The organism is Chryseobacterium rhizosphaerae (assembly GCF_003385455.1).
GTDB classification, from domain to species: domain Bacteria; phylum Bacteroidota; class Bacteroidia; order Flavobacteriales; family Weeksellaceae; genus Chryseobacterium; species Chryseobacterium rhizosphaerae.
The window spans coordinates 1-13,982 of the sequence record NZ_QNUF01000045.1 but is presented as its reverse complement, the minus strand read 5'-3'; the positions used below and the strand labels follow the sequence as shown (position 1 = coordinate 13,982).

Below are 13,982 nucleotides of genomic sequence, written 5' to 3'. Positions count from 1 at the left end.
AAAATTTATTATCTTAAAGTTGATTCTAAATTTCTGTATTTCTCAAAAAAACACGACATTTGTACGCTTAAAACTGTACGACTATAATCGTGCAAAATTCAAATAAATTTTTGAAAATATACTCAGATGAAACCATTAAGGGGGCACCTGACTTTAGAAAAAATAAAATTATCAGATGAAAATATCAAACAACTGGCTGAGAGACTTTGTGAAAACGGAATTAAAAACTGAAAGAATCGGTGAGTTTCTTACAGATATAGGTCTTGAAGTTGAAGGGATAGATAAATTTGAAAGTGTAAAAGGCAGTCTGGAAGGAATTGTTGTAGGGAAAGTGTTAACCTGCGAAAAACATCCGAATGCTGATAAACTAAACAAAACTACAGTAGATGTAGGAAACGGAAAAGTATTGAACATTGTTTGTGGGGCTCCTAATGTAGCAGCAGGACAAACAGTGCCGGTAGCTGTAGTAGGGACTAAAATCTATGATAAAACCGGAAACTTTTTTGAAATCAAAGAAGCAAAGATCAGAGGAGAGGTTTCTCAGGGGATGATCTGTGCAGAAGATGAGCTTGGCCTTAGCGAAGATCACGGAGGGATCATGGTGTTGGATGAAACAAAATATGAAGTAGGGAAGAACTTTGCAGACTATTTTGAGCTTGCTAATGATGAAGTTTTCGAAATCGGTTTAACACCGAACAGAACGGATGCCATGTCTCACTACGGGGTGGCAAGAGATCTTCACGCTTATCTTTCTACAAATCAGTTGAAATCTCAGTTTAATAAAGTTGCTTCTGAAGCTTTAAATAACGAAGGGACAAATGATTTCAGTCTGGTCATTGAGGATGCAGAATTATGTCCAAGATATATCGGAGCGGTAATTGAAGATGTAAAAGTAGAAGAATCTCCGGCTTGGTTAAAAGACAGATTAAAAGCCATCGGATTAAGCCCGATCAATAATGTTGTAGATATTACAAATTATATTCTTCATGGATATGGGCAGCCGCTTCACGCATTTGATGCCGATAAAATTGCCGATAAAAAGGTGAAAGTAGGAGTGGTAAAAGAAGGAACAAAATTCACCACATTAGATGGAGTGGAAAGAACCCTGAACGGTACCGAAATCATGATCAAAGATGGTAAAGACACCCCTATGTGTATTGCCGGTGTTTTTGGTGGTGCTACCTCAGGAGTATCTGATGCTACCAAAACCATATTCCTTGAAAGTGCATATTTCAACCCAATTGCGGTAAGAAAAGGTGCAAAACTACACAGTTTAAATACCGATGCTTCTTTCAGATTTGAAAGAGGAGTAGACCCTAATATTACAAGAACAGCAATCACTCATGCCATAAAATTAATTCAGGAATTAGCAGGAGGAAAATTAGCAGGTGATTTGTTGGAAGAATATCCTAAGAAAATTGAGGACAGCTATGTGATCCTGAGATTCTCTAAAATTGAACAGATTTTAGGAACAAAAATACACAGGGAGAAAGTAAAAGAAATCTTAAAAGCGTTGGAAATTCAGGTTTTAAATGAAATTCCTAATGGTTTCGAAATCTCAGTACCTGCGTACAGAGCTGATGTGACCAGAGAGATTGACGTTATTGAAGAGATTTTAAGAATCTATGGATATAATAAAATTGATGCTCCGCAAAAAATTTCGTTCACACCTGTTAAATTAAGTGCAAACGATCAGGATGAGCTGGAAAACAGCTGGGCAAGAACTTTACAGAGCCTAGGTTTCAACGAAGTAATGAACAATTCATTGACTTCTGTAAAAGATGAAACTGATGCTGTAAAGCTGTTGAATCCTTTAAGCGGTGATTTGGCATTCATGAGAAAGTCTTTATTGGAAGGGCTTCTTGAAAATGCTGTTTACAACATCAATAGAAAAAATCAGGATATTAAGTTCTTTGAATTCGGAAAGATCTACCATAAAAAAGATAAATACGAAGAGAGAAAGCAATTGGCAATCCTGGTAACGGGAAGAGATGTTGCAGAAAACTGGTTACAGCCTAAATCTGCCGTAAGTTTCTATAACCTTAAGGCATATGTAAAAGTTTTATTGGAAAGACTTGCAGTCAGCTATAAAGAAATACCTTTAACTGATGAAAGATTCTCTGATGCTTTAGCGTATGAAGCAGATGGTAAAACTTTAGTAAGAATTGGAAAAGTAGCGCCTGCATTGTTGAAAGATTCAGATATCGATCAGGAGTGTTTCTATGCTGAAATTGAACTGGAATGGGCTCAGGAATTACGTTCCAAGAATGAGCTGAAGTTCCAAGATATTCCAAAATTCAATAAGATCAGAAGAGACCTTGCTTTACTGATTGACAAGCATGTAAACTATGAGGATTTATACCAGACAGCAAGAAAGAATAAGTCTCCGTTTATTAAAGGGATTAATCTATTCGACGTTTATGAAGGTAAAAACCTTCCGGAAGGTAAAAAATCCTATGCAATGAGTTTTGAGCTTTTAAATGAAGCAAAAACACTGGAAGAAAAAGAAATTGCAGAAGTAATGGATTCTTTAATCAAATCTTTCCAGAAAGAATTCAATGCTGAACTGAGATCTTAATCGTAAAAAAACGATATTTGATATAAAACAGAAACGGACTTTTTAAAGTCCGTTTTTTTGTTTTATCCGATTTTCAGGACGACTTATAAATATTTCCTTCCCGCTTTATCTTTGAGTCTTGTCATTCTCCAGAAATCTTAACCGTATTGGTATGAAGAATGGCTTTGATTTTCCAGTAATAGCCAATATTATTGTAACTAAAATATCTCAGATATCAACTGTTAATGAATAATAAAATTAACCGTATCCCGTTTAAATAATATAAAATCCGTAAATTTGATTAATTCAAAAAGAAAAAAATGAAAAATCTTTTTTTAAGTATATGTACAGCAGCAGTATTGGCATCATGTGGAACCATGACCAGCCCTTCCGCTTCTAAAGTAGGAAAAGCCCAGCCGGCTCTTGCCAATACAAAATGGACATTGGCTGATAATGTAAAAGGTAAAATTCCAACACTGAATATTGAAGGAGAAAAGATCACAGGGAATGCAGGTTGTAATAACTATTTTGGAACAGCTACAGTAGATCCGTCTTCAGGAGGTTTCACTGCAGGCCAAATGGGATCTACAAAAATGATGTGTGCCAATATCAGCGTGGAGCAGAACTTTATGGATATGATGGCAAAAGCAAACAAATATGTAATTTCAGGAAATACCTTAGAATTGTATAAAGACAATCTTTTATTATTGAAATTCAATAAAACGGAATAAAAAAACAAAAGGAACTCAATTGAGTTCCTTTTTTATGTTTAGATTGTTATTAATCTTCCTCTTCTTCGTCGTACTTAGCCAACTCTTCATCGCACCATTTGAATGCTGCTTCTACCACTTTCGTAGCCTCGTCTGCCATAGTTTCTTCATCGTCACCCTCAAGATCATCTAACCACTCAACTTCTTCTTCCTCAACGTTTAAGATAAATCTTGGATATTCTGTGTGAACTACGAATAAATCTTCTGGAAATTCCGAATTATCTGCTAATAAAAACTTTGGTAATTTCATTTTTTTAATGTTTTAACTGGTTCAAAGATAAATAAAATTATTGACTTAAAATTATTTCAAAAACATTTTTGAAACTTTTTCGGCTTTTTTACTTTCAGAATAATCGTAGAAGCCTTCCCCTGATTTTACGCCCAGTTTCCCTGCTGTTACCATGTTTACAAGCAATGGGTTTGGAGCGTATTTAGGATTTTTGAAACCATCATACATGACATTCAGGATCGCAAGGCATACATCAAGCCCAATGAAGTCTGCCAATTGAAGTGGACCCATAGGATGTGCCATACCTAACTTCATTACTGTATCGATTTCTTCTACTCCGGCTACCCCGTTGTAAAGAGTTTCAATAGACTCGTTAATCATAGGCATCAAAATTCTGTTGGCCACAAAACCGGGATAATCATTCACTTCCACAGGAACTTTACCTAACGATTTACTCATTTCATAGATCGCATCAAAGGTTTCTTTAGATGTAGAATATCCTTTAATGATCTCTACCAGTTTCATAATAGGAACCGGGTTCATAAAGTGCATTCCAATAACTTTATCAGCTCTCTTGGTAGCTGCTGCAATTTTAGTGATGGAAATGGAAGAGGTGTTGGTAGCCAGGATACAGCCTGCAGGAGCCAGCTCATCCATCTGACCAAAGATCTTTAATTTCAGATCAAGGTTTTCGGTAGCCGCTTCTACCACAAGGTCAGCTGCTCCTACCGCATCATTAAGTGCTGTAAAAGTACTGATGTTTCCTAATGTTTCCGCTTTTTGCTCCTCAGTAAGGTTTCCCTTTGCAATTATTCTGTCAAGATTCGTAGTAATGGTTTTTAATCCTCTGTCTAAAGCTTCCTGAGATACATCTACCAGGTTTACTTTAAAACCGCTTTGTGCGAAAGTATGTGCAATACCATTCCCCATGGTTCCTGCTCCTATAACTACAATGTTTTTGATCATTTTCCTTTATTTTTTATAGATAGTTAGATTTTTAGTATTGATGTCTTGTTGCTTTACTGTGATTTCTGAATTAAAATTTACAAGACCATTGTCTTTTTGTTCCCTTCTGTTGTTTTGATTGGAAACGGTAGCCATAAGGCCTCTTATAAGACGGCTCTTTTGGTTGACACTAAGATAATCGGTACCTACGTACACATTAAATTCACCTTCTCTTCCCATACCATTCTGTATCAATATTTCCAGAGATTTTATCTGATTTTTTTTCTTAAACTCTTTGAGATAGCTGATGACAGGCTTCTCGGAAGGTGGGCCACAGCAGACACTCGCATAGCCGATTTGCAGATAGTTTTGATTCTTTTGAGAATAAAAGAATGTGAAACAAAATAGGGCTGCTGTTAGTATTATTTTTTTCATGTTAAATTGACTCTAAAAATAAGCTTAAAATTTTATTTATTAAAATAATCCCAAACCTCCTTTGAAATGTCCGAGATCATTTTGCAGTTTACGGCATCTGTTTCCATTGAATTGCTGACAAATACAGCAATTGCGTAATGTTTGCCATTGGGCAAAGTGATGATTCCAATTTCGTTTTCAGCACCGGTTAAGCCGTCTTTATTTTTTCCGGAAGCTCCCGTTTTCCTGGCTACAGGAGTATTTTTGGGAAGCTGCTCAACCATTTTGTTTAATCCGGTTGAAGTCGAAAGCATCACCTTCATCAGATAATCCGTAGATTTTTTTGATAATAGTTTTCCGTCATAAAACTTTTTCAGAACATCCACTGCCGAATTGGGAGTACTGTAATTTTCGTACTGAACATTCCAGTTCTGATGCATTTCCGCTTCGTTATACTTGATCTGGAAACCCTTTATCCCTTTAGAATCCATGAATTTTTGAACAGTTTGGGGGCCGCCCAATAATTTCAACATGATGTCACAGCCATTATTATCACTTCTGGCCACTGTAAGCTCAAGAATTTCACTTAAAGGAACTTCAATATTCCCATTAGGGTATTTATCGCGAAGTGGAGACCACGTGTCTTCCAGTAAATTTGATGAATCCAGCAAAACTTTCTGATTCAGCGAAAGCTTCCCCTGATCTACAAAATTCAAAATAGCTGCTGCGATGTGAAATTTGAAAACACTCTGCATCGGAAATTTTTGATCTCCATATTTACTATACCTGAATTTATTGTCAAAATCAAGAACAGAAACTCCCACCGTGGCATTTTTACCTTGGGTGACAGTGTTTATTTTTTGTTCCAATATTGATTTTTGTGCTGATATAAATGCCGAAATAAAGAGAAAAATAAATGCTATTTTTTTCATAATAATAGAATTAAAAAGATCCCTTTTAAAAAACTAAAAGGGATCTGCAATTTAAGATAATTATTGCTATTTTATTTCAAAATAATTGAGATTGGCGCCACCGTTTTCGAAGAATATCCTGATTTTGTTTTCTCCTTTCTGAAGGCGGATATTTTTTACAGATACTGTTTTCCAGTTTTCTTTTCCTCCACTGGAATCTAAAGGCACAGAAGCCAGTAGCTTTCCTGAAGCGGTTTCAATTTTTATGTTGGAATTGCTCTCAGCAGCATATCGGATGCTAAAAGTATAATTTTTGTCAGCTTTTGATGCAACTGTATACTGAAGCCATTCTCCGGATTCTGTTTTACCTACATAATACTGATTTGTGATCGCATCAGTACACTTATAGAGATCTACACCATCATTTCTCATCTGCTGGCCGGAATTCCATTCTGATCTTTTGGCTGGATCACTTACCCAGAGATTGATAAAGTCCTTATCCAGATAAGCAGCGCCCATTCTTCCCAAATCATAATCTGAAGCGAAAATTCTTCCCGGAATCAGGTGATTCTTAAACGGTTTTGTAGATGGATCGGTTACCTGTCTGAACATGGCATCAATGACATCATTTTTAATTTCGGTATTGCTCAACTTATAATTCTCGGCAATCTGCATTAATGCCTTTTTAGCATAGTCTTTAGAAGGTTTTTCACCTCCGTTTTTCCAATACTCCAATAGTTTTTCATATTCAGGAGTGGTTTTCACATTGGTGATTCCTGCAATATTATCTATCTTTTTCATGGGCCAGAAGGCATATCCGATATTATGTTTGTCCAAAAGCTGGATCAGTTCTGTAAACCAGACATTTGAATTTTCGCCGGTTTCCCCAAGCCAGATCGGCATATTGTATTTTTCTCTAAGATCTAAAGCAAATTTCAACGTTTGGTCATCATTATAGTTCCAGTACTTATGAAAGCTGAAAACCATATTGTCATCCCAGATGGGTGTCAATCCGTTATAATTGTTGCCCCAGCCATTTCCTTCAATAAAAATAATATGTTTCTTATCTACTTCCCGGATGGCAGTGGTGATATCTTTCTGCAGTTTCCAAAGCGGAGCGTTTGACATTTCGTCTGTTCCATTGGGATTTTTCCCTGTAAAGTTAATATTAGGCTCATTGATCAGATCGTAGCCCCCAATCCAGGGACTGTCCTTATACCGATCAGCCAGTTTTCTCCAAAGAGCAATAGTTTTCTTTTGGTTTTCTTCATTTTCCCAAAGAGAGGGTTTGGATTTATCATTATCAGAAATATTGACATCGTTCCCCTGACCTCCAGGTGCCGCATGAAGATCAAGAATCAGGTATATCTTATTGGCTGCACACCATTGAAGGAGATCATCTGTCATTTTAAAACCCTCTTCCAGCCATGTATTTTTACCTTTTACAGGTTCTTTTTCAATAGGAAGTGTATACAGATTATAGTGCATCGGAAGACGTATCGAATTGAAACCTGCCTTTGCTAAAAAATCGATATCCTGCTTAGTAATTCCATTTTTCCAATAGGCTTTATAGAATTCATTCATCCCATCCTCACCAATGAGTTCGGCAATTTTTTCCTTTATTTTGTATTGAGGACCTGCAAAATCAGCTGTTTTCAGCATATACCCTTCCTGAAGCATCCAGCCGCCAGGGCCCAGCCCCCTCAGCTGAATATTTTCACCTTTATCATTAACGATTTTCTGCCCTGAGGTTTTTAATAATTGCGATGTCCCAAATTGAGACAATAATAAGGCGGAGAATAGAATGGTTTTTTTCATAGTAGTTTTTGATTTTAAGGAATATGTTAGAATTTAATCATAATAAATGGTGACATTAAAATAAGAGTCCACATTCAGTCCATTTATTTTGCCGGAAATCCATTGAGTCTGTAAAACAAAATCTTTTAATTGTTTGTTGAATTGTTCTTCAAATATATTGTTTTTTTTGTTTTGAAAATGACTTTTTACTGATAAATCTTTAATTCCTCCGTTTTTAGTGATGATAAAAGAGCAGGAAGTGTAAGAGTCGAAATCATTGTTTTTACCAATATATTTTGCAGGGGAAGGGTAGCGTGAAAAATAATCTGTTTCAATTCTCTCAAATTGATGATCTGCTGTAGAATTAGGATAACGTGATACTTTGTCACAATGTTCATAAGAAAAAATTTCTTCAGGATGATTTTTTGCAAAATCTTGCTTTGCAATATACCGTAGAGAATCGATGAAATTTTTCCCGAACTTTTTCTCAATAAGCCTGTTCATCTCAATTTCTCCACAATTTTCATACCTCTCGTTAGGACTTGGGATACAGGTTATATGAAGTATTTTTGTTTTAATCTGATTTTGACTCAGACGTTGTATGAACTCTTGCTCGCCAAGATAGTCATAGCCCTGTCCGGAAAAAACAGTCCATGTATAATTTTGATAATTGAATTGATTCTGAGCCTGCTTTTTTTGATCATTACAATCTATCTCGTAACCATTTTTCTTCTGATTACAAGATAGTATTGTAATAGCTGCTAATGTAAACAAAGCAGATTTTATCTTCATTCTTTAACTGATCAGTCTTACGATCTCTAAAGCGACTTTCAATGCCTCAGTTCCGTCCTCAAGAGAAACTTCCACATTTTTATCACCTGTAATAGCATCTGCAAAAGAATTTAATTCATCCAAAATGGCATTATTGGGTTCAATGTTGGGATATTCAAAAAGGATCTGATTTTTTTCTCCATCTGCATTTTCAATAATCATATCAAATGGAGTGGGGTTTTCAGGAGCATCTTTCATTCTGATGACTTCAGCTTTTTTCTCCAGAAAATCAACAGAGATATAAGCATCTTTCTGGAAGAATCGGCTTTTTCTCATAGCTTTCATAGAAATTCTTGAAGTGGTAAGGTTGGCCACACATCCATTTTCAAATTCTATTCTGGCATTGGCGATATCCGGAGTCTTACTCACCACACAAACACCACTTGCATGGATGTTTTTTACCTTGGATTTTGCCATACTCAATAAAATATCCAAATCGTGGATCATAAGGTCCAAAACCACAGAAACATCCGTTCCTCGCGGATTAAACTCTGCCAGTCTGTGGATTTCAATAAACATTGGATTTTTGATATATTCTTTAGTGGCAATAAAAGCGGGATTGTATCTTTCAACATGTCCTACCTGTGCTTTAATGTTGTTTTCAAGACATAATCGTAAAATCTCTTCTGCCTGCTCAAGCGTTTGTGTAACAGGTTTTTCAATGAAGAAATGCAGTTTTTTTTCAATGGCTTTTAAAGCATAATCATAATGATAAACCGTTGGTGTAACAATGTCCAGCATATCAATCTGGCTCAGTAATTCCTCAAAATTTTCAAAATATTTATATCCGAATTCGGCCTCTATTTTTTTTCCGTTTTCAACATCTTTATCGTGGAAACCTACAAGCTCATATCTATCTGATTGATTAAGAAGTCTTAAATGTATTTTCCCCAAGTGTCCGGCACCTACCAAACCTGCTTTTAACATAGTTGTAATATATTTTTGTAAAGATAAGAAAGAAGTTAGATTGTTGAAGCCAGAAATTAGTTTTTTGTGGATAATTCTTTGTAGGAATCTCTGAAATCTAATTTCTAATTTATTACTTTTGTCAAATGCAGGATTCGTTTGTACATAAAGGAAAAAGAAAGATTTTAGTTGAATATCTTCAACGGAGAATTGGAATTTCAGATGAAAATGTACTCCGGGCAATGAGTGAAGTTCCGAGACACCTTTTTATCGAAAGCATTTTTGAAGATTTTGCCTATGAAGACCGGGCTTTCCCGATTCTGGCACATCAGACCATTTCGCACCCTTCAACGGTAGCGGAACAGTCGGAATTGCTACAGGTAAAAACAGGAGAAAAAGTACTGGAAATAGGTACGGGATGCGGATATCAGACCGCCGTCTTACTGGCAATGAAGGCCCATGTATATACTGTGGAAAGACAAAAAGACCTTTTTGATTTCTCTAAAAAGAAACTTAGGGAGATGCACTTGTTTCCAAAATTTCAAAGCTTTGGTGATGGTTTTGCAGGACTTCCAACGTTTGCTCCTTTTGATAAAATCATTGTGACCTGTGGAGCATCAACCTTACCTACAGAATTGTTGAAACAATTGAATGTAGGCGGTAAAATGGTTATTCCTCTGGGACCAACAGACGAACAGGTATTGTATAGATTCACAAAAATAGGACCTACTGAGTTTGAAAAAGAAGAATTTGGAGCTTATAAATTTGTTCCTATGCTGGGAAGCACCAATCAATAAGAGAAATGGAAGTAAGAGGAGATGTCTTACCCCTCAATTTTATACCATTTAATCAAATAGAAACGGACCTTAGTCCGTTTTTTTATGCAATACAATGCATAAAAATTTAAAATATTTTAACGCATTTCGGAATGAAAATTGGACTTCTTTAGAACCTAATCACTTAAATCTTATTATTATGGACACGAATAGATTCAAGGCATCACACGATTTCAGTAATCTTCAGAAAAATTTGCATAATAACCCGGGATATAGTGTAGAAAGCTATTCTCAGCAAGTAAAAGATTACATCAACGAGATGAAAGGTAAGAATCAGGAAGCAACCCAACAAGGTTTTATGTCTCACGCGCAGAAATCAGCAAAAGAAGTTTGGGAAGAGATTCAGGAAATGGCTTCAGAAGCCTGGGAGAAAAATAAAAACCATCCGGATGAAAAGAAATAATTTTTAATATTAAAGTTTGACCTTACTTGTAGCAGAGTGAGGTTTTTTATGTAAACTAATAAATGATATAATGAAAGTTTTTGTAAATAAAAGAATTCCTGAAATAGGGATCAAACTACTGGAACAGGAAGGATTGGAGGTAGTATTTCCAAAGAATGAAGTCCTTTCTCATGAAGAATGGCTAAGCTATTGCCGGAATGCAGATGCATTCTTAAGCATAGGAAATGATTTTAAATATAATAGGGAATTTTTTGAAGCATGCCCCAATGTTAAAGCAATAGCACTCTATTCGGTAGGGTTCGATCATGTGGACATCAAAGAAGCGACTCACAGGCATGTTCATATAGGCAATACACCTGATGTGTTGAGCAGAGCTACTTCCGATGTGGCTTTTTTACTGATGCAGTCGGTAGCAAGAAGGGCAAGTTACAATTTTCAGAAAGTAAAAGAAGGAAAATGGGAAGGCTTTGATCCCTTACATGCTTTAGGACAGGAGCTGTATGGAAAAACTTTGGGAATCTTAGGATTAGGGAGGATAGGTTTTGAAATGGCTAAGAAATCTCAAAAAGCCTTTGATATGGAAATCATCTATCATAACCGCCACCGAAATGAAGAAGCGGAAAAAGAGTTGGGAGCAGCGTATGTTTCTTTTGAAGAACTCATTAAAAGATCTGATGTATTGAGCATTCATGCTAATTTTACTCCCGAACAGAAAGATCTTTTTAACAGTTCTGTTTTTGAAAAAATGAAGTCTAATGCTATTTTTATCAATACAGCAAGGGGAGGTTTCCAAAATGAAAAAGACCTGTACGAAGCACTGGCCTCAAAACAGATCTGGGGAGCCGGCTTAGATGTTACCAATCCCGAACCTATGTCTGAAAAGAATCCGCTTTTGGAGCTTTCAAGTGTCTGCGTACTGCCACATATAGGTTCTGCCACTATAGAAGCCCGAAACGGAATGGCAAGGCTGGCTGCCGAAAATATTATTGCCTTTTCAAGAGGAGAAAAAATGCCACATTGTGCCAATCCTGAAGTTTATTCTGATACTATATAGCAACTTGGAATTATTTTTGTTCTTATGATGTAAACAATAAAACCTAAACATTATGGCACCTGAAAACAATATTAATGAACAGAATAAAAGGCTGGAAAGCATGGACTATGATCCCAACGAAGATATATTTAACAAGGAAAAACATATTTCGCTCGATGGAGACGGAAATCCTATATTAAATGAAGAGGACGATGATAAAATTGATAAAGGACTGGATATCCCCGGAGTTGAAGATGATGATGATATGGAAGAAATAGGAGCGGAAGATGAAGAAAATAACTATTGGAGTCTTAGTGATAATCAGGACGATCATGAAGAAGAAAATGATGATGTCTTAACTTAAGTTTTGAAACCCAAGATACTAACCTTACTGATTTTCAGTGAGGTTTTTTGTTGCCATGAATTTATTATTCTGAATTATGGAACCACCCCGTCTTCCAAAATTCTGTAAATTTTGAAATCCACCCCTCCGGAGGAGGGGAATCTGAGTGTTTATTTCAATATGTGTAGCAGATATAGCTTGTTGTCTTAATTCCTGTAAGATTTTTTATTTTTATACTCAATACTTCATTTTCTAAGAAAGAAATTCCCCTCCATTGGAGGGGTGGCTTCGACTGAAAAGAGAAGACGGGGTGGTAAGAAAGATTACTATAGTTTATTATTCTGAATTATGGAACCACTCCGTCTTCCAAAATTCTGTAAATTTTGAAATCCACACCTTCGGAGGAGGGGAATCTGAGTGTTTATTTCAATATGTGTAGCAGATATAGCTTGTCATCTTAATTTCAGTAAGATTTTTTATTTTTATACTCAACACTTCATTTTCTAAGAAAGAAATTCCCCTCCATTGGAGGGGTGGCTTCGACTGAAAGGAGAAGACAGGGTGGTAAGAAAGATTACTATAGTTTATTATTCTGAGTTATGGAACCACCCCGTCTTCCAAAATTCTGTAAATTTTGAAATCCACCCCTCCGGAGGAGGGGAATCTGAGTGTTTATTTCAATATGTGTAACAGATGTACCTTTGTCGTATTAATTCCGGTAAGATTTTTTATTTTTATACTCAATACTTCGTTTTCTAAGAAAGAAATTCCCCTCCTTTGGAGGGGTGGCTTCGACTGAAAGGAGAAGACGGGGTGGTCAAAAGAAAAAACACAATAATGGAACAAATTCTAACACACATACGGAACATTCCAATTCAGAGAAATTTCGTGGAAAATTTACCCTTTAATCCTCATTTGATAATCTTACTGAAAGAAAAACGGAAAGCAGGCATTCTTGGAGAAGTACTTTTTTGGAAAAAAGTTCGTGCGAGAGTATTTCACAATATTGATTTTGACAGACAACGAATTATTGGGAACTATATTGTTGATTTCTATGTGAAAGCATTAGGATTGGTCATTGAAATTGACGGTTCAAGTCATGATGAGAAAGAAGTTTATGACGGAATCAGACAGGAATATTTAGAGTCTTTAGGACTGTTGGTTTTCAGGGTAGATGATTTTGATATCAGAAATAACCTTAGTATAGTAATGAGAGAGCTCGAAGAATTTATTATTCTGAATTATGGAACCACCCCGTCTTCCAAAATTCTGTAAATTTTGAAATCCACCCCTCCGGAGGAGGGGAATCTTAGTGTTTTATTTCAATATGTGTAACAGATGTACCTTTGTCGTATTAATTCCTGTAAGATTTTTTATTTTTATACTCAACACTTCGTTTTCTAAGAAAGAAATTCCACTCCCTTGGAGGGGTGGTTTCGACTGAAAGGAGAAGACGGGGTGGTAAGAAAGATTACTATAGTTTATTATTCTGAATTACGGAACCACCCCGTCTTCCAAAATTCTGTAAATTTTGAAATCCACCCCTCTGGAGGAGGGGAATCTGAGTGTTTTATTTCAATATGTGTAGCAGATATAGCTTGTTGTCTTAATTCCGGTAAGATTTTTTATTTTTATACTTAACACCTCGTTTTCTGAGAAAGAAATTCCCCTCCCTTGAAGGGGTGGCTTCGACTGAAAGGAGAAGACGGGGTGGTCAAAAGAAAAAACACATTAATGGAACAAATTCTAACACACATACGGAACATTCCGATTCAGAGGAATTTCGTTGAAAATTTACCCTTTAATCCTCATTTGATAATCTTACTGAAAGAAAAACGGAAAGCAGGCATTCTTGGAGAAGTACTTTTTTGGAAAAAAGTTCGTGCAAGAGTATTTCACAATATTGATTTTGACAGACAACGAATTATTGGGAACTATATTGTTGATTTCTATGTGAAAGCATTAGGATTGGTCATTGAAATTGACGGTTCAAGTCATGATGAGAAA

15 protein-coding genes are annotated in these 13,982 nt (G+C 36.0%); 8 read left to right on the top strand and 7 right to left on the bottom strand.

What is annotated here, in order from left to right; all coding sequences use genetic code 11:
- Nucleotides 1-175: 175 nt before the first annotated feature.
- Together pheT and DRF57_RS22540 are read left to right on the top strand one after the other, a co-directional pair.
- Entirely contained in the window at nt 176-2,578 is a 2,403-nt protein-coding gene (gene pheT, locus DRF57_RS22545; protein WP_084084840.1) for a phenylalanine--tRNA ligase subunit beta, read from the top strand.
- 299 nt (nt 2,579-2,877) lie between these two features.
- Nucleotides 2,878-3,288: an META domain-containing protein gene (locus tag DRF57_RS22540; protein WP_047486152.1), complete on the top strand. Its 411-nt coding sequence runs from the start codon at nt 2,878-2,880 to the stop codon at nt 3,286-3,288.
- A 49-nt stretch (nt 3,289-3,337) separates the two neighbouring features.
- Here the strand turns inward: DRF57_RS22540 and DRF57_RS22535 are convergent, their stop codons facing one another.
- The 7 genes from DRF57_RS22535 to DRF57_RS22505 form a co-directional block, all read right to left on the bottom strand.
- Complete coding sequence (locus tag DRF57_RS22535; protein ID WP_002977986.1) at nt 3,338-3,577, bottom strand: hypothetical protein; 240 nt, start codon at nt 3,575-3,577, stop codon at nt 3,338-3,340.
- 51 nt (nt 3,578-3,628) lie between these two features.
- A complete protein-coding gene (locus tag DRF57_RS22530; protein WP_174772389.1) occupies nt 3,629-4,519 on the bottom strand; it encodes a 3-hydroxybutyryl-CoA dehydrogenase in 891 nt (296 codons plus the stop codon).
- A 9-nt stretch (nt 4,520-4,528) separates the two neighbouring features.
- Nucleotides 4,529-4,936, bottom strand: coding sequence for a hypothetical protein (locus DRF57_RS22525; RefSeq protein WP_084084838.1), 408 nt, complete (start codon nt 4,934-4,936; stop codon nt 4,529-4,531).
- Nucleotides 4,937-4,968: 32 nt separating this feature from the next.
- Nucleotides 4,969-5,847, bottom strand: a complete 879-nt coding sequence (gene bla-A, locus DRF57_RS22520) for a CGA/CIA family class A beta-lactamase (RefSeq protein WP_115920981.1) — start codon at nt 5,845-5,847, stop codon at nt 4,969-4,971.
- A 66-nt stretch (nt 5,848-5,913) separates the two neighbouring features.
- Nucleotides 5,914-7,644 (bottom strand): cellulase family glycosylhydrolase, encoded by a 1,731-nt coding sequence (locus tag DRF57_RS22515; protein WP_115920979.1) that lies wholly within the window; start codon nt 7,642-7,644, stop codon nt 5,914-5,916.
- A gap of 33 nt (nt 7,645-7,677) precedes the next feature.
- Entirely contained in the window at nt 7,678-8,415 is a 738-nt protein-coding gene (locus DRF57_RS22510) for a hypothetical protein (protein WP_115920977.1), read from the bottom strand.
- A gap of 3 nt (nt 8,416-8,418) precedes the next feature.
- Nucleotides 8,419-9,381, bottom strand: a complete 963-nt coding sequence (locus DRF57_RS22505) for a Gfo/Idh/MocA family protein (protein WP_047486142.1) — start codon at nt 9,379-9,381, stop codon at nt 8,419-8,421.
- Nucleotides 9,382-9,506: 125 nt separating this feature from the next.
- On the opposite strand from DRF57_RS22505, the gene DRF57_RS22500 reads away from it, so the two are divergent.
- The 6 genes from DRF57_RS22500 to DRF57_RS22475 all read left to right on the top strand — a co-directional run.
- On the top strand, nt 9,507-10,157 hold the full coding sequence (locus DRF57_RS22500) for a protein-L-isoaspartate(D-aspartate) O-methyltransferase (protein WP_115920975.1): 651 nt from the start codon (nt 9,507-9,509) through the stop codon (nt 10,155-10,157).
- A gap of 178 nt (nt 10,158-10,335) precedes the next feature.
- Entirely contained in the window at nt 10,336-10,599 is a 264-nt protein-coding gene (locus DRF57_RS22495; protein ID WP_047486368.1) for a hypothetical protein, read from the top strand.
- 70 nt (nt 10,600-10,669) lie between these two features.
- Nucleotides 10,670-11,653, top strand: coding sequence for a 2-hydroxyacid dehydrogenase (locus tag DRF57_RS22490; RefSeq protein ID WP_115920973.1), 984 nt, complete (start codon nt 10,670-10,672; stop codon nt 11,651-11,653).
- Between the two features lie 52 nt (nt 11,654-11,705).
- Nucleotides 11,706-11,996 (top strand): hypothetical protein, encoded by a 291-nt coding sequence (locus DRF57_RS22485; protein WP_047486134.1) that lies wholly within the window; start codon nt 11,706-11,708, stop codon nt 11,994-11,996.
- Nucleotides 11,997-12,812: 816 nt separating this feature from the next.
- Complete coding sequence (locus DRF57_RS22480) at nt 12,813-13,250, top strand: endonuclease domain-containing protein (RefSeq protein WP_115920999.1); 438 nt, start codon at nt 12,813-12,815, stop codon at nt 13,248-13,250.
- A gap of 459 nt (nt 13,251-13,709) precedes the next feature.
- Nucleotides 13,710-13,982, top strand: a 273-nt coding sequence (locus tag DRF57_RS22475) for an endonuclease domain-containing protein (RefSeq protein ID WP_115920997.1), incomplete at its 3' end; no start/stop codon positions are given.